The organism is Halolactibacillus alkaliphilus, assembly GCF_900115465.1.
GTDB lineage: Bacteria > Bacillota > Bacilli > Bacillales > Amphibacillaceae > Halolactibacillus > Halolactibacillus alkaliphilus.
Genome location: NZ_FOWN01000002.1, coordinates 1 through 23751 on the forward strand (window position 1 = coordinate 1; position 23751 = coordinate 23751).

Sequence of the window (23751 nt, forward strand, 5' to 3'; positions counted from 1 at the left end):
GACTTGCCTTGTTAATTACACGTTGCACCGTTGTTGGAGAAACAGCACAATCACGTGCAATATCCTTTATCGAACGAGCTTCAGCTGTCTTTATTGCCGCCTGAAGGCACGTATCTTTCGAGATAAAACACCCTTTATTAACTAGCGATGTTTTCGCTACGAACGTTGTCTGACATTGTTTACAATAGAAGCGTTGTTTTCTTAATTCGAGATACGTCTTTTTCGTTCCTCCAGCAGGAATAACAATCGTTGATGTCTTCGTGCCATTTTTTATAATGGTGTAGTCTTCATTTTCGGCGTGACAGCGGTCACAATGTGTTGGAGTATACGTGAGTGTACCCTTTAGGAATGTGCAGGCGTGACCGTTCTTTGTGCCCGTGCGGGCACAATCCTCTTTAAAAATAATATTTTTATCTTGAATATCAAAAGCAATTCTTATAGTATGAGAGATAGACAAGTGAGTTCCCTCCTAAGGATTAGTTTTCGTCGACTTCAATTCTACAGGGAAACTCACTTGTTTTCTATATTTAGAAAGAAAAAAGGTGCTAGCGAGTTATTTTAGTGAGCAATCTATGCCTCACTTAAAATCCCTTCACCAACACCAAATATTATACAACCGGTTTTAATCATAGATGATTAGAGCCGTGTTTTTTGTAATGATGTATTGTTTCTTTTAAGCCATTTTTAATTGAGAGTGTTATAACTTGATATTAAGGTTAACAAAACCAGCTTCTTTTGCAGAAGTAAAGGCGATAACGACGAGTGGTCCAATAATAAAGCCAAGTAAACCAAGAAGTTTTAAGCCGACATACATCGCAATGAGCGTAGCTAAAGGTGATAAACCGATGTGTTGTCCCATGACTTTTGGTTCAACCGTTCTTCTTATAGCAAGTAAAATAATGGCTAATACAGCTAATTGCACGCCCATCAGTGTATTGCCAGCAATAAACATGTAGATCGACCACGGAGCGAGTATAGCGATTGACCCAACGATAGGAATAAGATCAACAATCCAAATGATAGTCGCCATTATAATGGCGTATTCTGGAATGATGATAAATAATGCCACTAATGTGACAGCGAGAATAACTAGACTAACTAAGAATTGTGCTTTTAAAAATCCGACAAGCACGCTTTTTAATCGCGCATTCATAAACTGGATACGTTCCGCAGTTTCATCAGAAAATAACAAGTAAAATTTACCCTTTAAACCTGGGATTTCAAGCATAAATAGAAATAGCGCAATTAAATATACGATAAAACTCACAATATAGTTAGGGACAGCTGCCACAATGCCAGCCAGTCTGTCGACACGTAAAACGTTTCTCAATAGTTCTGTACCTGATTCTACCGAGCTTTGAATGCTGTTGTTTACTTCTTTTACAAATTCATTAGGTAAGTCCGCCATGATATTTTCTAAATCGCTACTCCAATCGAGTAACATATTGTTAATTTGTAAAATATAATCTGGTGCATTCTCAACCAATGATATAAGCTGAGTGACTATGACGGTAATAACGTAAGCTCCCAATACAACAAAGAGGATTAAAAAGATGAGATAAATAATAATGGTGCTTATTTTACGGTTGATTTTAAGCCGTTGTTCAACAAGTTTAATCAAAGGGTTTAAAAAAAGTGCCGTAATAAAAGCTAAAATAAGTGGCAGTGATACTGGCATAATATAAAGTGCGAACACCAGTAAGAAAACCCCAAGAAATATATATGTCCATTGGCGCTTTGATAATAATTTTGTCAACAAAATTCCCTCCATCATCTCTCTATAAAATATTCTATCTGTTTGAAATATACCACGACTTAAACCATTTGAATAGACATTTGTTTAGTGTTTCGTTTAAAATAATGTAAAGGCTTCAACATACTCTGTAAAGCTGACATACCTTACTTCTAGTAGTATAGCTTCTTTGTGCGTTGTTAAACAAGAAATTGAGAGAATGAGATTTTGAGCTATACCTTTTCAAGTAGAGCATTTACTGATATAGTTAAATAGTGGGGGTGTTTTAAGTGATAATATCAACAGAAACGATGGAGTTATTAGATAAAACCAATCAAATCGTCACAATGATTAAACAATCAATGACGTTCATGATATATGAAGATAAAAGACAAGAATTAAAGCAAGATACTGTCGCTCAACAACTCATTCGTCAATTCGAACAAAAAAAACAAGCATATGAAGAAGTAGAGCGTTTTGGGCGTTATCACCCAGATTACAGTAAAGTGTTGAAAGAGACGCGGTTACTAAAACGTGAAATTGATTTAAATGAATCCGTGGCAGCGTTTAAAGTCGCTGAGCGCAAATTACAAGCATTATTAGATCAAGTTGCTGAGACTTTGGCCTTTGCTGTAAGCAAAGATATTGTCGTGGAAAAAGATGGTGCACTATTTACGGAACATAGTAAAGGTTGCAGCACTGGCGGCGGCTGTGGTTGTAGTGCTTAAGTAGGTGGGATGAAAGATGATTAGAACTGAGAGACAAGCGATTATCGTCTGGTTTCAACATATGAAAAATATTAAACAACTAAAACGTTATGGTCACTTAATTAGTGTGTCCAGAAAGATGCGTTATGCGGTTATTTATGTTGACCAAGAGAACATAGAAGAAAAGGTAGTAAAAATTGAACGTTTGCCATTTGTATCAAAAGTGGATGTGTCATATAAACCTTTTATTCGAACAACGTATGAAAGTAAAAATAAACAAAAAACAAAAGAGTATGAGTATGAAATGGGCATTTAATGACTACCTGCAGCTTCACTGCAGGTCTTTTTCATGAATTAACTAATAGAGAGGTGATTTTCTTGCGGGTAGTTGCGGGTGAACACAAAGGGCGCAGGTTACATGCGGTTCCAGGAAAAGAAACACGTCCTACGTCTGATAAGGTAAAAGAATCATTGTTTAATCGTATTGGTCCCTTCTTTCAAGGAGGGCGAGCGTTAGATCTCTTTGCAGGTAGTGGAAACTTAGGGATTGAAGCGCTAAGTAGGGGCATCGATGAAGTTATTTTTGTTGATCAACAAAAACAAGCGATTCAAACAATTCAACAAAACTTAGCAGATTTAAGACTTGAAACACGTGCGGAAGTGTTTAGAAATGATGCATTTAGAGCTTTAAAAGCAATTAGTAAGCGGGAGATCGTGATGGATTACATATTTTTAGATCCGCCGTATAAAAAAGGTTTTTATGAAAAACTATTAAAAGTTATTGATGAATTGAATATTGTCCACCAAGACACGTTACTCGTTTTAGAACATGATACAGGGCTCCAGTTGCCAGAAGAAGTATCAGGGTTTGTTCAACAGCGTAGTGAGAAGTATGGCGGCATTACGGCGATTACATTATATAAAAGAAAGGAAGAGGCCGTTGACTAAATTAGCCATCTGTCCAGGCAGTTTTGATCCTGTTACTTTTGGACACTTAGACATTATTGAGCGGGCAAGTAAAGTATTTGACCATGTGATCGTTGCTGTCTTTCACAATGAGGGGAAGACGCCGTTATTTAACACCAATGAACGTATGGCATTATTAAAGGAGTCAACGGCGCATTTAAATAATGTATCGATTGACTCTCATGGCGGATTGTTAATGGACTATGCACGAGAAAAATCGGCTTGTGCCGTTGTACGGGGATTGCGGGCAGTCAGTGATTTTGAATATGAACTTCAAATCACGTCGATGAACCGTAAATTAAATAAAGATGTTGAAACGTTCTTTATTATGTCAAACAACAAATACTCATTCCTTAGCTCAAGCATGGTAAAAGAGGTAGCAAAATATGACGCTAATGTATCTGATTTAGTTCCTACTTGTGTAGAGAAAGCCTTGAAGGCGAAGTTTAATCGCGGATAGCTTAGCTTACCCTAGATTTTTTTGATTGATGATAAGTGATTAAGGAGTAGCTGAGCATGAACAGGAGTAAATAAAGAATACTGAGCCCAGAGATAATCGCAGATGGGCTCGGTATTTTTTTAATTAGCTGAACAGGAACAGCAAAGTGGCTTACATGAGTTGGGTATATATATTTTAAGTAAGTATAACTGTAGAACAAACTAATAAAAACAGCTGATAAACGCCCGATTAGATAGCTGAAAATCGATAGACCACTTGATCTGATCAAGCTATAGATTTGTAGATGGACGCTAAATCCATGGAAGTTAATCAGGGCATTTGCAATGAGAAATAACAGTGGAAAGCTTAGTGTGATTTTTTCAATAAGTACAATACCTTGTGTGAGTTCTAAGCTGGCTTGGAGAAGGTATTCTATATCTGTAAGACTTAACGAAAGTGGTAGCGTATGATTTATAATTTTAGCGAGAAATAAATAGCATTTTGTTTGTAGTAACAAACGATTGATAAGTTTTGCGATTAGCATAACACCTAGTATAGTCACAACACTACGCGCACTATTTATGATGATGTCTTGTAACGATGACGTAGTGACGTGTTGTTGATGAAAATGTGCAGCGATTGTCTTGGATTTGGGCATGAAATACTGTCCAAAAAAACCGATAGTCATATTTGTTAACCACTGAATAGTGATACAAACAACACCTAGTTGAGGTATTTGGAGTAAAAATCCAGATACCATCGCGGTAATAAACGCAGGGCTTGCTTGATTTGTGAACATAAGTAAATGTTCCGCTTCTTGTTTGCTAATGGATTTATTTAAATAAGCATCATTAATCATCCATGCGCCAATAGGAAAGCTAGACAAACTGCTTAAGCAAGTTATGAATGTACCTGTCTTACTCGTTTTAAATATACGACGAAAGAGCGGGTGCAAAAAATTTATGAGTTTTGTCTTTTCTGGTTGTTGAAAGACTATATTTAAGATGATTAGAAAAGGAAATAGAATGGGGAATAATTGTTTGTTGAAAAGGTCAATCGTTTCTAACATGTCTGTGGCCATTATCTCTGTATGATAAATGAAGAATCCTAGCAAACCAAGATAGAAGATGATTGTGAGTTGTTTTAATTGTTTCTTTACCATAACAGACCTCCAAATGACGACGTATCTTTTAAACCTAAACTATGGACGATTAAATGCTTAATTTCAGAACCGAAAGTTATCTGGTAGCAGGAAGTGTATAAGTTGAATAACTGAGATAAGCTCGCTATAGTATATTTAGATAAACTAAGAAAGAAGGATGAAACGGATGAAATTAAAACAACAATGGCTAACAGCCATCCTTATAATGTTCATACTTTTAGGTGCATTTTTACCGTTGCCTTATTATATTTATCGCCCTGGAACAGCAGATGCACTTAATGAAGTTGTTGAAGTTGAAAATAGAGATGAACAAAGTGAAACAGGCGACTTTCACTTAGTGACTGTCAGAGGGGGGCGGGCAACGTTATTTCAATTAATAGGATCCTATTTTAACCCTTATCACGATATTTACCACATAGAGGATGTTTTTCCTGATGGTTATGACCGAGACAATTATATGAGGCAGCAACTACTAATGATGGAAAATTCTCAACAAGCAGCCGCACTTTTGGCCTTTGACCTAGCTGGTGTTGACTATGATATAGATTATGAGGGTGTCTATGTTGTAGATGTTATTGAGGATATGCCCGCAGCTGAATTTTTAGACATGGGTGATAAAATATTAGCTGTTGAAGGAGAGCCTGTTTTAGATGCAGAACATCTCATTAACATTGTCGACCGCTATAATGTTAATGACCAACTTAACTTTCAAGTCAAGCGAGAAAATGATACTTTTGATGCAACGATTTCGCTCGCGCCATTTACAGAGGATGAAGATACCTTTGGAATTGGTATTCAGCTCGTGACAAATAGAGAAGTTAATCTTTCTAGAAATGTTTCGTTTTATAGTGGAGAAATTGGCGGACCAAGTGCTGGCCTTGTTTTAACTTTAGAATTATACGATCAGTTAACAGCTGGTGACCTAACAAAAGGATTGAAAATTGCCGGAACAGGTGAGGTAGACTATGAGGGAAATATAGGGCGTATCGGAGGGGTAGATAAGAAAGTCATTGCTGCGGATAAAGAGGGTTGTGTTATCTTTTTTGCGCCGAACGAAGGTGGAAGGGACGATTCGAATTATCGAGTCGCTAAAGAAACAGCTGAAGCGATTGGTAGTGACATGAAGATTATCCCTGTTGATACGATTGACGATGCGCTTAAGTACTTGGAAAATATGTAGAGTTATAAAAAATGGTTTTTAAAAGAAATAAACCCGGGTCATAAGCTTCCCGGGTTTAGCGGTATCTAAATGGTGGTTTTAATTCATTCTTTTGCCTGTTAACATCAAATAAGTAGTAGACAGCGGAGGCGCGAAGATCAACGTTTAGATACTCAGGCATATCTTTTTTGATTTTGGATAAGACACTCAGCTTCTTCGTTTGCTTAACTATTTTTAGATACTCTTCACCACATGGTGTTTGAGCGAGGCATCGTACAGCTTCTAAATCATCAATCGTCAATATCGCTTGATCAATTGTTTCAGTAGTGATGTTTAGCAGTAGATGAATCAATAATCGTTTAATACGTGTCGTTGTATATCGCTTAGTTGTGACCATATTTAAGAAAAAATCAATCGAGGTTGCTTTTTTCGCTGCATCAATTAAACGGTGTTCAATTCCTTCTGTCATTCCATGAATAGCCTTTAAGGCTTCAGATGGCGTCGTGAGAAGCTTGTACTGAATAAAAGGGTAATAGTCATTAAAGTTCGCAAACGAACCGTGTGTCTCTTTATATTGTTGCATGAGCGCGCTAACAGTCGAGGGCATCGTTTTTAATATGTGATCTGAGAAATGATTGTCAGCGATACTTTTACGTATGCTTGTAGCGCTAGCAATAGGTGTACTTAATACTTTCTGGTGATAAGCGGCCTGTTTTCTTTTTATTGTATCAATTGTAATGTTAGAATTGATTTTCTTCACGGCTCTAACATAACCGATTCCTAAACTGTTGTTTGGTAAATGGTCATCAATCGAGGAGAGCTTTAAATCGGCTAATGTTTTTGAGTATGCCCGCGGATAACTTTCCCCTTGTTTTAAATAATGTTTCACTTTCTCATCAATCTCTTTTTTGTAATCTGTTTCATTAGCGATAAAAGTATTAAACGGTTCGATTTCTCCAGTTTCAGAACCGAAAATAATTGTATTAACACCTAATTGGTTGAGTATACTAACAGCGCTATAACAAAACAAATCACGGTGTTGAATAGCATATATGGTTGGTAATTCGATGACTAAATCACTGCCGTTCATTACAGCCATGCGGCTGCGTGTGAACTTATCTACAATTGCTGGCTCTCCGCGCTGTAGAAAATGCCCACTCATAATAGTAATGACAACATCCGCATTTGACTTATTCCGGGCTTGTTCGATATGATAGAGATGACCGTTGTGAAATGGATTATACTCGACGATTAAACCGAGGATGTTCATGGAACCACTCCTTTCTTTACCGGTATTGTATCATATCTTTTTTTATACGAAGGTAACTTTTATGAAAAAAGATATCAGGTGTAAAGAAAAAATATTGACAAATAACGCATTTGCTTTTAAAATAAAGCTTGTGCTTTCTGAGGTGATTAACATGAAATTATCAATTCAAAAAATCCTTCAACAAGCGCCATATTCGTTTGAAGGAGAGACTGATGTTTCCGAGTTGGTGTCATTTGATAATGACATTAGACAAGTTGGATCAGTTCAGGTATCAGGGGTTGCATCGATTCAAAACAAAACAATTACGGTAAATCTCTCAATAAAAGGCGTTATGGTTCTTCCTTGTGCAAGGTCACTGGTAGACGTTGACTATCCTTTTGAGGTTGATACGATTGAAGTGTTTTCGATTGATCCATTCTATACCGAAGAAGATGAGTCAGAAATTCATCCGATTAAAGGAGAAATACTTGACTTAACACCTTTTATAAAGGAAAATGTATTATTGGAGATTCCTTTCCGTGTCTATGCAGACAAGGAAGCAATCGAAAAATACGCCTTAACAGCAGGTGATGGTTGGTCTGTTGTTGAAGAAGACAACGTGGAAAAGAAAATTGATCCGCGCTTGTCAAAATTACAATCATTATTAACTGATGATAAAAATGAAAATCCCAAAGAGTAAGTGACCACTCACTGATTCTCTTGATTATAAAGATTTTCGTTTCGGAAGTGAAGGAGGTGTAAGACATGGCAGTACCAAAAAGAAAAACGTCTAAGAAAGTTAAGAATCAACGTCGTACACATAAAAAATTACATGTACCAGGTATGGTAGCTTGCTCAAATTGTGGTGAGCTTACAAAACCTCACCATGTTTGTCGCGCATGTGGACATTACGATGGTAAGCAAGTAGTTGAAGCATAATAACTACATGTTAAATACTAGCCAATTGGCTAGTATTTTTTATTTCCTTTTTTTTATAGAGTGAATATGGAAGAAAGCCCACTGTTATAGCTGTGGGAGCAGTTGGTGATGGCATGAGAGGCCTGATTGTAATTTAAAAGAGCTGTTAGTAGGAAATATTAAAAAGTCTTTGACGTCTAACAATGTCTAAGCTATATTGGTATTGTTGATCTATGACGAAAGTGAGGTGCATAATGTTGGATATTGCAATCGTTGGGGCCGGTTCTGTTGGTTTGCTGTTAGCTGCGTATTTGTCTGAAAAACATACGGTGACTCTTTATACAAAGACGGCTGAACAGGCGACTTTGATTAATCAAAAAGGTGTCACGAATCTAACGATAAAAAAGACCGTTTTCCCGCGTGCTGAGATTATTGATAGACTAATTCCTCATGAGTATATAATCGTAGCGGTGAAAAGTTATCATATACAATCATTAATGCCCACTTTAGCTAACGTCTCAACGTGTTTTATTTTTATTCAAAACGGTATGAGTCACGTCAAAGAAGTTGAATTTGGACTTAAGCAATCTAGTAATTGGTTTGGTATTGTTACACACGGCGCCAAAAAATACGCTCCAACAGCAGTTGCGCACACGGGTGTAGGGGAAATAAAATTAGCGCCTTCTACAAACAATCTCCCAACGGAGGCTGGTATAAAAAGGTTGAAGTCTCTGTTTCGTCCGTTGAACATACATATTGAACATGATTGTAAAGCAATGTTACATAAGAAATTACTTGTAAATGCTGTCATTAATCCTTTAACAGCCCACTATAATATCAAAAACGGTCAACTATTGTCTGCCGTTTATGAAGATGAAGTAAGGGATCTTTGCAAACGCGTAAGCAAACTATTAGATTTAGATTATGATGAGGCCTATCGTGACTTAATCACAATTATCACTAAAACAAAAGAAAATGAGTCATCGATGCTACAAGATATAAAAAATCAACGTCGGACAGAAATCGATGCCATCTTGGGCTATCTATTGACACTAGAAAACGATTATCGGATGCGTTTTCATTATGAATTTATAAAAAAAAGAGAGGAGGCGCTGATGTGACGACGTTTTTTTCTAATATTGTTGCCATCTTTGTCACTTTCCCGCCATTGTCTATGCTTGCTTTTTATTATTTTTTTAAACTAGTTCATCATCATAAAAAACGTGCGTTTCATTTAAGTGTTGAGGCGTCTAGTGTTATTTTTATATTTGCTAACCTAGCGATACTAAGTTATGCGTTTGATTTCTCCTATACCTGGCTTGTGATTATTGGTTTAATGGTATTGTTTATTGCTTTTTTAGTGATGCAATGGAAACTTGTGGGCGATGTTCTAATAAAACGATTAACTAAATTGTACTTAAGGTCTTTATGGCTTATTGGTGTGGTCGCCTATATCGTCCTTGTGACGCTTAGTATCGTTTTTAACATACAAGCTTCATAGGTGTAAGAATTCTCAGTGCAAAAAAGGAAAAGTGCTGTGGTGAAAAACATTATTAATAACAAGCTAAAACTATACTAAAACCAAAGCGTAGCCAGGTGTTCGATAAGTGTAATCACGAAGAACCATCCTTAAATGATAGACTCCCTATTAGATAGACAGATTAAACGGTAAAAATCTGTCTACTTAAAGGGGAGTTTTTTTGGTTTATCGTTTAGGTTGAGAAAAAGCCTACTCAAAAGTGGGAGATAGGGATTGTCCGATGCTTTTAAATAACATAAATAGGGCAATATAAGTCTTAGGCGCTTAAAAAAACAATATGTAACAAGAGTTGAAAACACCATTGTTATAGCCAAAAGGCGAACATATGTACTATTTACCATTTTTTCTAATCGTATGCCAAAAAAATGTGGTGACAAGTGGGGGGATGTGGTAGACTATAAGAAAAGGTGGGCGATGATTATGTTTATGGGTGAATACAAACATAATATTGATTCAAAAGGTCGGTTAATTATGCCGGCTAAATTTCGTGATGACTTAGGCGAAAGCTTCGTCGTAACACGTGGTTTAGATCAGTGTTTATTTGTATACCCAGACAAAGAATGGCGCATATTAGAAGAAAAGATTAAGAAATTACCCCTAAATAAAAAAGATGCACGTGCGTTCAGTCGTTTCTTTTTCTCAGGTGCAACGGAATGTGAAGTAGATAAACAAGGACGTATTAATCTTCCGCAAACTTTAACAACCTATGCCGCAATAGAGAAAGCGTGTGCAATCGTTGGGGTTTCTAATCGTATTGAAATATGGTCAGAAGAACAATGGGAAAATTATATGGAAGCTTCTGCGGATACGTTCTCAGAAATAGCTGAAAATATGATGGACTTCGATTTTTAAATAGACAAGTAAAACATTATGAGATGATAAATAAAATGAGGTGAATATTATGTTCGAACATGAGAGTGTATTAATGAAAGAAACGATTGAGGGGTTAAATATCCAGCCAGATGGTACATATGTAGACGGCACATTAGGTGCAGGCGGACATTCACTTCAGATTGTAAAACAATTGACAACCGGAAAATTGATTTGTTTTGATCAAGATTTAGAAGCCTTATCGGCTGCTAAAGAACGATTAAGGCAATATGATGACCGTATTATTTTTATTCATTCTAACTTTAGGCATATGAAGCAAGAGTTGATTGCACGAAATATCCACTCTGTGGATGGGTTTTTATTTGATTTGGGTGTATCTTCACCGCAACTAGATCATGGTGAAAGAGGTTTTAGCTATCATCAAGATGCGCCACTTGATATGCGCATGGATCAAACACAGACACTGACTGCGCATGATGTGGTAAATACATGGGATTACAATGAGCTAGTAAAAATATTCTTTAGTTATGGAGAAGAGAAATTTTCAAAACAGGTGGCAAGAGCCATTGAAAGAAGACGGGAATCACTACCTATTAATACAACGGATGATCTAGTTGACGTGATAAAAGAAGCTATTCCTCATCGGGCAAGAAGAACAGGCGGCCATCCGGCTAAACGTATTTTCCAAGCTATTCGTATTGCGGTGAATGATGAACTTAATGCCTTTTATGATGTGCTACATCAAGCAGCTGAAATGACGGCAATTGGTGGAAGAATTGCTGTTATTACTTTCCACTCGCTTGAAGACCGGATTTGCAAACAGGCATTTAAAAAGTGGAGTACGACACCACCTTTACCAAGAAATATGCCGGTTGTTCCTGAAGGAAGCCAACCGCCGTTTAAAATGGTTAGTCGTAAGCCGATTATAGCTAATGAACAAGAGTTAACTGATAATCGTCGCTCGCGTTCTGCTAAATTACGTATCGTTGAAAAAGTTAAAGCATGGGACGAACAATTCTTTTATCAAAAAGGACGGGATGAAAAATGAGCGTAGAAAAAGCGTTTGTACATCAACATGTTCCACAAAGAAAACAAACGAAAAAAGTAAAAGTTGTTGTTAGATCTAAACGTTTTACATCAGGTGAATACATATTAATGGGTCTATATGCTTTTGGGTTTTGTGTCGCTCTTTTCTTTATGATTCACATCAGCGCAGAAATTGACGGATTGAATCGAAATATCGAGTCGATGAAAACGCAAATTAGCGAACAAGAAACAATTAACGACAATTTAGCTTATCAAAAAATGGAGTTATCTAATCCAGAACGAATTTTGGCTGTCGCAAAAGATCATGGATTAGATATTCAAAATACGAAAGTTAAACAAGCAACAAAAGTGAATTAAGTGAAAAAGAAAATGAAAAAACAGAAGACATCAACAATCAAAGCGTATCATCCATTGTTAATACTCATCGTTATTTTCTTTATTGTGTTTTCAGGAAAGATAATGTTTATTCAGGCGACAGGTGAATGGGATGGGTTTGATTTAGAACAATGGGCAAATCAACAACGAGAAATAAAGGCTGTTACAAAAGCGGCGCGCGGTTCGATTTATGATCGCAATAATATGGTATTAGCACAAGATTTACATGTGTACCGACTCTATGCGATTGTAGATGAAAGTTTTTCTCCTAATCCGGAAAAAAGATTGAATCATGTTGCTGATGCCGCTTATACGGCAAAGGCGCTTGCGCCTATTATTGGTATAGATGAACAAGAGGTTCATAGTATTATCGAAAATGGTCGTTCCGATGGTCGATTTCAAGTTGAATTTGGTCGGGAAGGGACAAACTTAACAAGAGAGCAAAAACTGCAAATTGATGCACTTGAATTGCCTGGGATTCATTTTATTGAGGAAGCTAAACGCTATTATCCCAATGGGATTTTTGCTTCGCATGTGATTGGGTTAGCGCAAACAGATGATGAACAAGTGATTACCGGTATTACAGGTATTGAAGCACAGTTAGATGATCTCTTAACCGGAGAAGACGGTGCAATAAGATTCTTGCAGGATAACTATAAAGATCCTTTACTGAATGATGAAGCACAAATATTAGAAAAAGCAGATGGCTACAATGTACATCTCACATTAGATCAAAAAGTACAGACAATACTTGAAGATGCACTCAGTCAAGTTGAGACAGAGTTTAATCCTAAAAGAATTACAGCCACCGTTATAGATCCTAAAACAGGTGAAATCCTTGCGATGGGCTCTAGGCCGAGTTATGACCCGAATAATTTAGGTAATGTAACAAATTGGTTTAATGATATTGTATCAACGCCAATAGAACCAGGGTCAACAATGAAAATTTTCACTTTGGCTGCGGCGATTGAAGAAGGGGTGTATAACCCCAATGAAACTTATCAATCAGGTGCTTATAAGATTCCAGAAATAACCCGACCTGTACCAGATTACCGGAAACACTGGGGAACGATAAGTTATGCTGAAGGGTTTCAGCGGTCTTCTAACGTTGCGATGGCGAAATTAGTGTGGGAGAAGATTGGTACAGATAATTTCTTATCCTACTTGAAAGCATTTCAATTCGATCAATTAACGGGTGTGGATTTGCCACGTGAAACGATGGGACGTCTCGTCTATCGTTATCCAATTGAACAATTAAATGCAGCATTTGGACAGGGGACTACTGTCACACCGATTCAAATCGTCAAGGCGGCAACGGCTATTGCAAATAATGGTAAAATGATGACGCCTTATATTATTCAATCGATCACAGACCCTAACACAGGCGAAGTGATTCAATCAAGTGAGCCGACAATTGCTGGTGAGCCGATTTCACAAGAAACAGCAGCGCAAGTATTAAAAGCAATGGAGTCTGTTGTCACAGAACCGACCGGAACGGCTAACGGTGTGTTTGAATTACCATCTTATACATTGGCTGGTAAAACAGGAACAGCTCAAATTTCTGGTGGTGCATCAGGTTATTTAACTGGTAGAGAAAATTACATTTTTTCATTTATTGGTATGGCTCCAAGTGAAGATCCAGAATTGCTTATGTATGTAACGGTTCAACAACCAGAGCTTGAACCAACCGAAGCGGGATCAAAGCCAGTGTCATTTATATTTAATCATGTGATGGAGAATGCGTTGCATTATCAAAATATACAACCTGATAAGGACGAAATCACTGTGGTAAAGGAAATGGTGATGCCTGTTCATATTGGCCTTGATACAAAAACTACGGTTGAGAAATTAGAAGCTATTGGTATTAAGGTAACAGTCGTTGGTGATGGCCAAGTTGTTTCAGCAAGCAATAAACAAGCGGGCGAAACCATTCTTTCTAGCGATCACGTCCTATTAGTGACAGACCAACCGATCATGCCGGATTTAACCGGCTGGTCACTGAGAGAAGCTGTACAACTAAGTCAATTGTTACAATTAGATCATGAGATTGTGGGACAAGGCTTTTTAATAAAACAATCGATCACACCTGGAACATCTATAGACCAAGGTGACTATATTTTACTTGATTTTACCGAGTTTAACCCGGAAATCATGGAGGAAGTAGAAACAGAAGATTAGATAAAAACAGTGCATGATGCGCATGTTACGTTCATAGGGTAAACTACATTGATCCTTAAAGAAAGAAGGAAGCCCTATGTATCGTTACCGAGTGAATAAACGCATTCGCACTGTTTTTTTTCTGTTTCTATTTTTATTTACTGTTGTTTGTTGTCGCTTACTGTATCTGCAGGTTGTGCGCTACCCATCGCTACGGGAGATGGGGGAAGATTTGTGGTTAAGAGATTTAAAACTTGAAGCACCAAGAGGAGAAATAGTTGATCGTTATCAGCGGACAATTGTAACAAATAAGCGAGTAAAAACACTGTTAATAGTGCCAAGGCAGATAGAAGATAAAGAGCGTGTAATAACAGCACTGGTCAGCGCCTTAGATTTAGATCGGGAAGAGCTCGAGAAAAAACTTAGTCAAGACATTTCAGTCATTAAATTACGTGAAGCAATAAAGTTGCCAGAACATATTTCTACACCTCTGCAAAAGCAACACTTATCTGGTCTTTATTTCGTGGATGATTATGAGCGAGAGTACCCATACACCTCTTTATTAGCACACGTATTAGGATTTACTGGTGTTGATCAACAAGGACTGCTCGGAATTGAGCACACATATGATGATATGTTAAAAGGTGTTTCTGGACGTATGCGCTATTATACGGATGCAAAAGGGCGAAGGTTACCGCAAGAGACAGATCAATTCACCATGCCGACTTCTGGTAGCGCGTTAACATTAACAATTGATTTAGATACTCAGAAAATTGTTGAGCGTGAACTTGATCAGGCAGTCGCTACTTATCAACCAGATCAGGCACTCGTCATTGTCCAAAACCCACAAAATGGTGAAATACTAGCGATGGCTTCTCGACCAACGTTTATTCCAAACGACTATCAACACGTGTTGCCGACTGTGTATAATCGAAATTTGCCGATTTGGTCTACATATGAACCGGGATCAACCTTTAAAATTATAACGTTGAGTGCCGCGCTTGAAGAGGGTGTCGTTGACCTCGAACATGAGCATTACTATGACAGTGGATCAATAGAGGTGTCTGGCCAACACTTGCGCTGTTGGAAAAGAGGCGGACACAAAAATCAAACGTTTTTAGAAGTTGTGGAAAACTCTTGTAATCCGGGGTTCGTTGTATTAGGTCAAAGGATTGGAAAAGACCAACTCTTTGATTATATTGATCGTTTTGGTTTTGGTAAGAAAACGGGTATTGAATTAAATGGTGAGGCCCATGGTATTTTATTTAATCTTGAACAAGTAGGACCAGTAGAACTTGCGACAACCGCATTTGGTCAAGGTGTTGCGGTGACGCCAATCCAACAAGTGATGGCTGTCAGTGCGGCGGTTAATGGCGGTAAATTATATCGTCCAACAATAATTAAATCACCTAATGGCCTTTCGGCCAAAGATCGCTTTATTAGACAAGTCATAAGTGAAAGTACATCTGAAAAAGTGCGCGGCGCATTAGAATCAGTGGTTGCCAAAGGAACTGGTCGGGGTGCTTATGTCGAAGGTTACCGTGTAGGCGGCAAAACAGGCACGGCACAAAAAGTAGGTGAAAAAGGGCGTTACTTAGAGGATAACCATGTAGTATCATTTATAGGTATTGCACCAATGGATCAACCAGAAGTTGTCGTATATGTGGCCATTGATAATCCTAAAAATACGGTACAATTTGGTGGTGTCGTTGCTGCGCCAATAGCTGGACGAATTATCGAGGACATTCTCACGGTTAAGGGTGTTGAAAAGTCAGACGGCATAACAAAAGAAGTGGATTGGCCCGAAAAGCAATTTGTTGAGGTACCAAACTATATCGGACTTTTAAAGTCGGATGTGTTAAATAGCTTTGATTACTTTGAATTATCAATCAAAGGAGAAGGCGATCACATTATAAATCAACGACCCGAACCTGGCACAAAAGTGAGAGAAGGCAGTAAAATTGAATTATTGTTAAGCGGTGATAATTAATCATGGCATCAGCCGACATTTTTGATATAATAGGAAAGAATGAATGAAATTTCACAGACATTCATAAAGGATGTCTTTTTCTTATGGTGTCAATCATTTGCCTTAAGATGCCTAAATTAAAGAGAAATCTAGAAGGGAGGTTATGAGTAGGCGACTAAAGAGCAGCTACTCATGACAAAAAAATATGCATTTACTTAATTTATTAGATGATTTTCCGTTTGTTTACGAATTTATTAATAAACAAAACCCTAAAATAAATATGATTACAACAGACTCGCGCGGTGTCGTGCCTGGTGCGTTGTTTGTTTGTGTTAAAGGCTATACAGTCGATGGACATGACTTTGCGAAGGATGCTGTTAAAAAAGGCGCTGTCTGTTTATTAGTTGAACGCGAATTAAGTGAAGTAGACATTGCTCAAATAAAAGTAAAGGATGTCTTCCGTGCGTTAAGTTATTTAGCAAATAAAATGTATGATTACCCTACAAATGATTTGCATACGATTGGTATTACGGGTACTAATGGTAAAACATCAATCACATATATTCTCGAAGAAATATTCCGTAAAAACAAAGAAAAAACAGCGTTAATTGGAACCATTCAAATGAAAATTGGCGATCAGATCTTCCCTATAAAAAATACGACGCCAGAACCATCGTATTTATTTAATAGCTTTCAAACGATGCGTAACGAAAAAGTTGACCACTGCATGATGGAAGTTTCGTCACACGCCTTAGTTGAAGGGCGGGTAAGAGGCATTGATTTTGATGTGGCGATCTTTACTAATCTTACGCAAGATCATTTAGATTACCATCCAACAATGACAGATTATCGTCTAGCCAAAGAGCGGTTATTTCAACAACTAGGCAATCGTTATGACCCGAAACGTCCGAAGTATGCAATTATTAATCGTGATGATTCATATGCTGAATTTTTTATTGATGCAACAAGTCAACCTGTTGTTACTTATGGCATGACGTCAACAAGTGATTTATATGCATCAGATATTCAGTTGTCAGCTACCTCAACAACCTTTACTTTAAACGGTATGGTAGATGAAGTGACGATAAAATCTAAACTTATCGGGAAATTTAATGTTTACAATATGTTAGCAGCAACCGCAACAGCGCTTGTGTGTGGTGTGGAAATTGCCGTGATTAAAGCAGCATTAGAGGCAATTCCAGGAGTAAAAGGGCGGTTTCAGCCGGTTCAAACAGCTCGTCCCTATTCCGTTATTGTAGATTATGCTCACACACCGGACTCCTTAAAAAATGTCCTTGAAACGATTAAATCGTTTGTTCATGGTAAAATTTATTGCGTTGTAGGCTGTGGTGGAGATAGAGATAAAAGTAAACGGCCACTTATGGCCGGGGTAAGTGATACGTATAGTGATTTTACTATACTAACGTCTGATAACCCACGCAGTGAGGAGCCACTTGCTATTTTACGTGACATGGAAAAAGGGATGACGACTAAGCGTTATCTCATTGAAAGTGACCGTAAAAAAGCGATTGAACAAGCCATTGATTTAGCAACAGAGGAAGATGTTATTTTAATTGCTGGTAAAGGTCATGAAACCTATCAAATTATCGGCAATGAAACGCTACCATTTGATGATTATCAAGTAGCAAAAGATTATCTAGACAAAGGTGTGAAATAAACAAATGATTAATCGAGCATTAATAGAACAGATTTCTAATCGAGTAGCAGGTGGCCCAGGCCACGATGTATTCGGTGTGTCAACAGATAGTCGCAGCAATCTGAAGGGACAATTGTTTATTCCACTGATTGGCGAACGTTTTGACGGCCATGATTTTCTAGAGATGGCTATTAAGAACGGTGCCACAAGCTGTCTGTGGCAAGATGATCATCCTTTACCTGATGTTGACTGTGGGACATGTACCTTTTACATCGTGACTGACACATTAACAGCGTTGCAGGATTTGGCAAAGCGCTACCTCCAAACGCTTGATGCAATGGTCATTGGCATAACGGGTTCCAATGGAAAAACATCAACAAAAGACCTTGTTGGTGCGGTAGTCAAGCAAAAAGGTCCTACACACATTACAAAGGGAAATTATAATAACCATATTGGTTTACCTTTAACTATTCTAAGCGCACAACCTGATACAGCCTTTCTTGTGCTCGAAATGGGGATGAGCAATTTCCATGAAATAGAGTGCTTATCAAAAATAGCTGAGCCTGATATCGCCATTATTACTAATATTGGTGAATCCCACATAGAATTTCTAAAAACGCGTGAAGGCATTCGTGATGCCAAATTAGAAATTTTGGAGGGCCTTAAGGTGGGTGGTTGGTTTATATATGATGGTGATGAGCCGTTGTTAGTAAATGATTACCCTTATGAAGTAGCGACGGTTAGTTTGAAAAAATCCGGAACAGTAAATGTTGAAGTTGTAGAAATGGACTTAACGGCGACGACGTTTAAAGAGCGTGCTCATCCTCAGTTGTTTAAAGTGCCATTTGTCGGTAAACATCATGCGAAAAATGCGATGTATGCTGTTATAGTGGGACGTTTGCTCGGTCTTACGGATAGGGCCATAGCAAATGCCTTTACGTTAATTGAAAAAACAGGGATGCGATTTGAACAAGAAACATATCGAGAGCATTTGTTAATCAATGATGCTTATAATGCTTCGCCAACATCGATGATAGGGGCAATATCTATATTAAAGGATTTGTCAGATACACGTAAAAAAGTATTAGTACTGGGCGATATGTTTGAGCTAGGAGATGATAGTGTAGCATATCACCGTGAAGTTGGTGTGGCTATTGCGTCGCCTATTGATTACTTGATCACCGTAGGAAAAGATGCAAGATATATTAGTGAAGCAGCATTAGTGACTGCTACGCATGTTGAGACGAATACCGAGGCGGCACAGTTATTGAAATCATGGCAGGAGCCTAGCGTTATTTTATTTAAAGCCTCGCGCGGGATGCGTTTTGAAGAAATTATCATACAAATAAAACAATAATCTAAGACAGTGGACTTCTTATACATTTGAAGATCATGTTTCATTATGGAGGATCAATATGGATTTACTGTATATTATCGCAAGTATTCTTGTTAGTTTTTTAATTGTCGTTGTGAGCGCACCGATGATTATTCCTTTTTTAAGACGATTAAAGTTTGGCCAAAGTATTCGAGAAGAAGGGCCGAAGTCTCATCAAAAGAAAACTGGGACACCAACAATGGGCGGAGTTATGATCATTGTCAGTGTCGTACTTGGTAGCGTCATTTTGCATTACCTTGTATTAGGTCAGTTCTTTTCACACACATTACTGCTCTTGTTAACTGTTTTTGTTGGCTTTGGCTTGTTGGGCTTTATTGACGATTTTATTAAAGTTGTACTTAAACGAAATCTAGGTTTAACATCAAAACAAAAACTCATTGGACAATTATTTGTTAGTGTTCTGTTTTATTTTATGTTATTGCGAGGGGAAGTGGATACGCGTTTAATTATCCCCGGCACAGAACTGTTTTTAGATGTTAGTTTTCTTTATCCACTATTTATTGTTATTTTGCTCGTTGGTGCATCCAATGCAGTGAATTTAACCGATGGGCTTGACGGCCTTGTCGGTGGCTTAGGTACGGTTAGTTTTCTTACCTTTGGTATTATTGCTGTGACTATGTCCGGATACCCAGTTGAAAGTATTGTGAGCTTTAGTGTGGTTGGTGGATTATTAGGCTTTCTTATATTTAATGCACACCCAGCCAAAGTTTTTATGGGTGATACTGGTTCGTTAGCGCTTGGTGGTTTGCTCGGTGCTCTTGCCATCGTGTTAAAGTTAGAAATTCTACTCGTATTAATTGGTTTTGTATTTGTCGCAGAAACACTTTCTGTTATGATTCAAGTGATTTCCTTTAAAACACGTGGTAAGCGCGTGTTTTTAATGAGCCCTATTCATCACCACTTTGAGTTAAAGGGTTGGTCTGAATGGCGTGTCGTTGTATCTTTTTGGTTCATTGGTATTGTGGCAAGTCTGTTAGCGATTCTTATTCAGGTGGTGTTGTAAATGGTTAATCATATTGAAGGTTTTCCGTATCAACGTATTTTAGTATTAGGCTTAGCTAAAACAGGTACAGCTGTCAGTCAAGTGCTAAAAAAAGAAGGGTTTAAGGTTTTGGTCAGCGATTTGAGCGCAAAAGAGACTGATGAGAATGTTAAGGTATTAAAAGATCTCGGAGTGACTGTACATTTAGGTGAACCTTCTTTGCAATTACTTGAGGATGTGGATGTAATTATAAAAAATCCTGGTATCCCTTACACAAATACATTACTTGTAGAAGCAGAAAAAAAACACCTACCAATATTGACGGAGATTGAGTTACTTGCATACATGATTGATGTTCCAATCATAGCTATTACGGGTTCCAACGGAAAAACAACGACAACAACGTTAACTGAAAAAATGTTGGCGAAAAGCAATAAAAATGTTGTTGCCGCAGGTAATATAGGGAAAGTTGCTACTGACATCGCGTATGAGTTAACGCAGGATCAAACACTTGTATTAGAACTGTCATCTTTTCAGTTAATGGGCGTTAATAATTTTAGACCAACCGTTAGTGTGTTACTTAACTTATTTGAAGCACATCTTGATTATCACGGTGATTTTTCGGCTTATCAAGAAGCAAAAGCACGGATATTTAGGGCGCAACAATCGACAGACTATTTAGTATATAATGCTGATAATGAAGCCGTATCACATGCAGTAAAATCAGCTCAAGCAACAAAAATCCCTTTCTCAAGTAAACGGCTATTGAAAAACGGAGGCTACATTAAAAATCAAGCATTATATTTTAAAGATACGAAGATCATCGATATTAAAGATATTAAGCTCGTCGGTGACCATAATTTAGAAAATATACTGGCGAGTAGTATCAGTGCTTTATTGACAGGAGCAACCATTGAAGGCATTAGGGCTGTCTTAACTACTTTCACAGGTGTAAAGCATCGCTTGCAATTCGTTGATGAAAAAAACGGTGTAAAATATTATAATGATTCTAAAGCGACAAATACTCTCGCAACAATAACAGCTCTTGAAGCTTTCCGTTCACCAATAAGATTGATAGCTGGGGGATTGGATCGGGGAAATGGTTTTGATGACTTGATCCCGCATTTGAAAAATGTGTCAGGTATCTATTTGTACGGTGAAACAAAAGATAAATTAAAAGAGACAGCTACAAAAGTACCTGTCCCGCACATAGTGACAGGTGAGTCTTTAGCTGAAGTGACCTTAGAAGCTGCAAAAGATGCACAACCTGGAGAAATTGTTCTTTTATCACCAGCATGTGCAAGTTGGGATCAATTTAGTAACTTCGAAATTCGCGGGGATATATTTATAGAAGCAGTGCATACACTCTAACAAGAGCTTATTGTTAGGGTGTGTTTTTTTATGCTAAAAAAATATTCAAATACCTCACTGTTTTGGCCTGTATTTTTCTTGTCTATTATCGGTTTAATCATGGTTTATAGTGCCTCGGAAGTTATTGCTTTAGATCGATATGATGATGCTTATTTCTTTGCGAAAAGACAAGCAGTTTTTTTACTCCTCGGTTTTATGGGGATGTTTATTGTAGAAAATATCCCGTACACTTGGTATAAAAGATGGGCAAGATTACTCTTTTTAGGTTCGCTATTTCTACTGATTATTGTTTTAGTACCTGGTGTTGGTTTAGTAAGGGGAGGTGCAAGAAGTTGGATTGGGTTAAGTACTATCAATATTCAACCAGCGGAGATTATTAAAGTATCGCTGATCATATACCTTTGTGAGGTAAATGAGCGACTCAAATATCCAGTGAGTCATTTTTCACGTGGTATGATGCCACGATTGGTGGTTATTTTATGTTGTTTTTTTCTCGTTATGCTTCAACCTGACCTTGGATCAGGATTAATTATTGTGTTAGGTGGATTGGCGGTTGTTTACTTTCAAGGGGCGCAAATGAAACATTTTTACGGCTTATTTCTAATAGGTGTTATTGGTCTTACTGGCTTAATTCTGGCAGCCCCCTACCGAATCAGACGTTTGACCGCCTTTTTAGATCCGTGGCAAGACCCTTTAGGCAGTGGTTTTCAATCAATTCAATCATTATTAGCGATAGGGCCTGGCGGCCTACTAGGGAGTGGGTTATTTAACGGAAAACAAAAACATTTTTATTTACCTGAACCGCACAATGATTTCATCTTTGCTATAGTTGCAGAAGAACTTGGCTTCTTTGGGGCCTTAATGGTTATTCTATGCTTTATAGTCTTTTTTTCTAGAGGGTTACGCATGAGTTTATTACTAACAGATACGTTTGCGCGCACACTATGTTTAGCTTTAATGATGATGATGATAAGTCAAGCTTGGATTAATTTAGCGGTTGTTACAGGACTTTTACCAGTAACAGGTCTCACCTTGCCGTTCTTGAGTTATGGGGGTTCATCATTAGTGATTAATTACATGGCGGTAGGTATCTTGTTAAATATTGAAAAACATACCGTTTGATTTTCCTGGTTATTTCTTTTAATAGAAGTAAAAACCATTCAATAGTCATATGAAAATTCCCCTCATAAGCAGTGGAAATATGCTATAATTTAGGTTGAAGCGTGCGGATTAATTTATAGATAGAAGGCGTTAATGATGACAGATGAAAAAAAAGTTGTATCAATAGAAGAACGGATACCGAGATTAAGAGAAGCGCGCCGGAAGAAAGCGAATCGGCGCTTTATTTTTTACCTTTCCTTTTTGCTCTTTTTAATTGCGATTGTCGTATACCTTCAGTCTCCTTTAAGCTATATCCGACAGATTATGGTTGAAGGTAATGAATTTGTCCCTGAAGAGAAAATTGTTGAAGCAAGTCAATTATCGACTACAACTAGTATATGGGCATTTAGAGTAGAAAATATAGAAGCGGCTATTGAAAAAATACCCGAAATTCAATCAGTCAAAGTCGTACGTCAGTTGCCGCACGATTTGGAAATAAGTGTGATTGAACATAAAAAGATTGCGTATGTAGATAGGGGTGAGTCTTTATCACCGTTATTGGAAAGTGGAGCTACACTAAAAAAGGTGAGTAAAAGTAAATACCAAGGTGATGCACCGATTTTAATTGATTTTTCCGCAGATGAAGTACTAGCCTTATTAGTAGATGAATTACAGGCATTACCTACCTATTTGTTAAGTCATATTTCTGAGATATATTATGCTCCAACAGAATCAAATCCATATCAAGTACACTTAAATATGATAGATGGTTTTGAATTGTTAACGTCAATTCGAGGCTTTAATGAACATTTACGTGTTTATCCATCAATAGTAAGTCAATTAAATCAAGGAGAACCTGGTTTAATAGAGATTGATCACGCGGGTGCGGTATTTAATAAATTTTCAAATCAAGAAGATTCCCTAGATCCTGATTTAGAAGTCTATGCTGAAGGTGAGGAGAATCAACTTAACGTAGAAGAGGATGAACAGTAA

The 23751-nt window shown here is 37.6% G+C and carries 24 protein-coding genes; 20 read left to right on the plus strand and 4 right to left on the minus strand.

The window, feature by feature from the left end:
• Positions 1 to 457 (minus strand): transposase family protein (locus BM163_RS01150; RefSeq protein WP_143088163.1); only part of this gene is annotated, 457 nt, incomplete at its 3' end.
• Between the two features lie 240 nt (positions 458 to 697).
• Positions 698 to 1756, minus strand: coding sequence for a sporulation integral membrane protein YtvI (gene ytvI, locus BM163_RS01155; RefSeq protein ID WP_089799358.1), 1059 nt, complete (start codon positions 1754 to 1756; stop codon positions 698 to 700).
• A 266-nt stretch (positions 1757 to 2022) separates the two neighbouring features.
• On the opposite strand from ytvI, the gene BM163_RS01160 reads away from it, so the two are divergent.
• The 4 genes from BM163_RS01160 (at position 2023) to coaD (ending at position 3865) form a co-directional block, all read left to right on the plus strand.
• The gene (locus BM163_RS01160) at positions 2023 to 2460 is read left to right on the plus strand and encodes a YlbF/YmcA family competence regulator (protein WP_089799360.1); all 438 of its coding nucleotides are present in this window, start codon (positions 2023 to 2025) and stop codon (positions 2458 to 2460) included.
• A gap of 16 nt (positions 2461 to 2476) precedes the next feature.
• The gene (locus BM163_RS01165) at positions 2477 to 2755 is read left to right on the plus strand and encodes a YlbG family protein (RefSeq protein ID WP_174787608.1); all 279 of its coding nucleotides are present in this window, start codon (positions 2477 to 2479) and stop codon (positions 2753 to 2755) included.
• A gap of 62 nt (positions 2756 to 2817) precedes the next feature.
• Positions 2818 to 3387 (plus strand): 16S rRNA (guanine(966)-N(2))-methyltransferase RsmD, encoded by a 570-nt coding sequence (gene rsmD / locus BM163_RS01170; protein WP_089799362.1) that lies wholly within the window; start codon positions 2818 to 2820, stop codon positions 3385 to 3387.
• On the plus strand, positions 3380 to 3865 hold the full coding sequence (coaD, locus tag BM163_RS01175) for a pantetheine-phosphate adenylyltransferase (protein WP_089799364.1): 486 nt from the start codon (positions 3380 to 3382) through the stop codon (positions 3863 to 3865). The genes rsmD and coaD overlap by 8 nt, the downstream gene beginning before the upstream one ends.
• Position 3866: 1 nt before the next feature.
• Here coaD and BM163_RS01180 read toward each other — a convergent pair whose 3' ends face one another.
• The gene (locus BM163_RS01180) at positions 3867 to 5006 is read right to left on the minus strand and encodes a hypothetical protein (RefSeq protein WP_089799367.1); all 1140 of its coding nucleotides are present in this window, start codon (positions 5004 to 5006) and stop codon (positions 3867 to 3869) included.
• Between the two features lie 166 nt (positions 5007 to 5172).
• Here BM163_RS01180 and BM163_RS01185 point away from each other — a divergent pair, with 166 nt between their 5' ends.
• Positions 5173 to 6186, plus strand: coding sequence for a SepM family pheromone-processing serine protease (locus tag BM163_RS01185; protein ID WP_089799369.1), 1014 nt, complete (start codon positions 5173 to 5175; stop codon positions 6184 to 6186).
• A gap of 55 nt (positions 6187 to 6241) precedes the next feature.
• On the opposite strand, the gene BM163_RS01190 is transcribed toward BM163_RS01185, so the two are convergent.
• The gene (locus BM163_RS01190; RefSeq protein WP_089799371.1) at positions 6242 to 7435 is read right to left on the minus strand and encodes a nucleotidyltransferase; all 1194 of its coding nucleotides are present in this window, start codon (positions 7433 to 7435) and stop codon (positions 6242 to 6244) included.
• A 151-nt stretch (positions 7436 to 7586) separates the two neighbouring features.
• On the opposite strand from BM163_RS01190, the gene BM163_RS01195 reads away from it, so the two are divergent.
• From BM163_RS01195 to BM163_RS01265, 15 genes are all read left to right on the plus strand, one after another.
• The gene (locus BM163_RS01195; RefSeq protein ID WP_089799689.1) at positions 7587 to 8114 is read left to right on the plus strand and encodes a YceD family protein; all 528 of its coding nucleotides are present in this window, start codon (positions 7587 to 7589) and stop codon (positions 8112 to 8114) included.
• 65 nt (positions 8115 to 8179) lie between these two features.
• The gene (rpmF, locus tag BM163_RS01200) at positions 8180 to 8353 is read left to right on the plus strand and encodes a 50S ribosomal protein L32 (RefSeq protein ID WP_089799374.1); all 174 of its coding nucleotides are present in this window, start codon (positions 8180 to 8182) and stop codon (positions 8351 to 8353) included.
• A 233-nt stretch (positions 8354 to 8586) separates the two neighbouring features.
• Positions 8587 to 9453, plus strand: coding sequence for a 2-dehydropantoate 2-reductase (locus BM163_RS01205; RefSeq protein ID WP_170243610.1), 867 nt, complete (start codon positions 8587 to 8589; stop codon positions 9451 to 9453).
• Positions 9450 to 9833 carry a DUF3397 domain-containing protein gene (locus BM163_RS01210; protein WP_089799377.1) on the plus strand — a complete coding sequence of 128 codons (384 nt, stop codon included), beginning with the start codon at positions 9450 to 9452 and terminating at the stop codon, positions 9831 to 9833. Before BM163_RS01205 ends, BM163_RS01210 begins: the two co-directional genes overlap by 4 nt.
• A gap of 459 nt (positions 9834 to 10292) precedes the next feature.
• Positions 10293 to 10724 carry a division/cell wall cluster transcriptional repressor MraZ gene (gene mraZ / locus BM163_RS01215; protein ID WP_089799379.1) on the plus strand — a complete coding sequence of 144 codons (432 nt, stop codon included), beginning with the start codon at positions 10293 to 10295 and terminating at the stop codon, positions 10722 to 10724.
• 49 nt (positions 10725 to 10773) lie between these two features.
• The gene (gene rsmH, locus BM163_RS01220; protein ID WP_089799381.1) at positions 10774 to 11751 is read left to right on the plus strand and encodes a 16S rRNA (cytosine(1402)-N(4))-methyltransferase RsmH; all 978 of its coding nucleotides are present in this window, start codon (positions 10774 to 10776) and stop codon (positions 11749 to 11751) included.
• Positions 11748 to 12107, plus strand: coding sequence for a cell division protein FtsL (gene ftsL / locus BM163_RS01225; RefSeq protein ID WP_089799383.1), 360 nt, complete (start codon positions 11748 to 11750; stop codon positions 12105 to 12107). Before rsmH ends, ftsL begins: the two co-directional genes overlap by 4 nt.
• A gap of 12 nt (positions 12108 to 12119) precedes the next feature.
• On the plus strand, positions 12120 to 14303 hold the full coding sequence (locus tag BM163_RS01230; RefSeq protein WP_089799385.1) for a penicillin-binding transpeptidase domain-containing protein: 2184 nt from the start codon (positions 12120 to 12122) through the stop codon (positions 14301 to 14303).
• Positions 14304 to 14379: 76 nt separating this feature from the next.
• Positions 14380 to 16272: a stage V sporulation protein D gene (locus tag BM163_RS01235; protein WP_089799387.1), complete on the plus strand. Its 1893-nt coding sequence runs from the start codon at positions 14380 to 14382 to the stop codon at positions 16270 to 16272.
• A gap of 184 nt (positions 16273 to 16456) precedes the next feature.
• Positions 16457 to 17929, plus strand: a complete 1473-nt coding sequence (locus BM163_RS01240) for a UDP-N-acetylmuramoyl-L-alanyl-D-glutamate--2,6-diaminopimelate ligase (protein ID WP_089799389.1) — start codon at positions 16457 to 16459, stop codon at positions 17927 to 17929.
• Positions 17930 to 17933: 4 nt separating this feature from the next.
• Positions 17934 to 19265: a UDP-N-acetylmuramoyl-tripeptide--D-alanyl-D-alanine ligase gene (locus BM163_RS01245; RefSeq protein WP_089799391.1), complete on the plus strand. Its 1332-nt coding sequence runs from the start codon at positions 17934 to 17936 to the stop codon at positions 19263 to 19265.
• A gap of 58 nt (positions 19266 to 19323) precedes the next feature.
• Positions 19324 to 20307 carry a phospho-N-acetylmuramoyl-pentapeptide-transferase gene (mraY, locus tag BM163_RS01250; RefSeq protein WP_089799393.1) on the plus strand — a complete coding sequence of 328 codons (984 nt, stop codon included), beginning with the start codon at positions 19324 to 19326 and terminating at the stop codon, positions 20305 to 20307.
• Complete coding sequence (murD, locus tag BM163_RS01255; protein WP_089799395.1) at positions 20308 to 21657, plus strand: UDP-N-acetylmuramoyl-L-alanine--D-glutamate ligase; 1350 nt, start codon at positions 20308 to 20310, stop codon at positions 21655 to 21657.
• Between the two features lie 30 nt (positions 21658 to 21687).
• Entirely contained in the window at positions 21688 to 22779 is a 1092-nt protein-coding gene (gene ftsW / locus BM163_RS01260; protein WP_089799397.1) for a putative lipid II flippase FtsW, read from the plus strand.
• A gap of 135 nt (positions 22780 to 22914) precedes the next feature.
• Positions 22915 to 23751: a cell division protein FtsQ/DivIB gene (locus BM163_RS01265; RefSeq protein WP_089799399.1), complete on the plus strand. Its 837-nt coding sequence runs from the start codon at positions 22915 to 22917 to the stop codon at positions 23749 to 23751.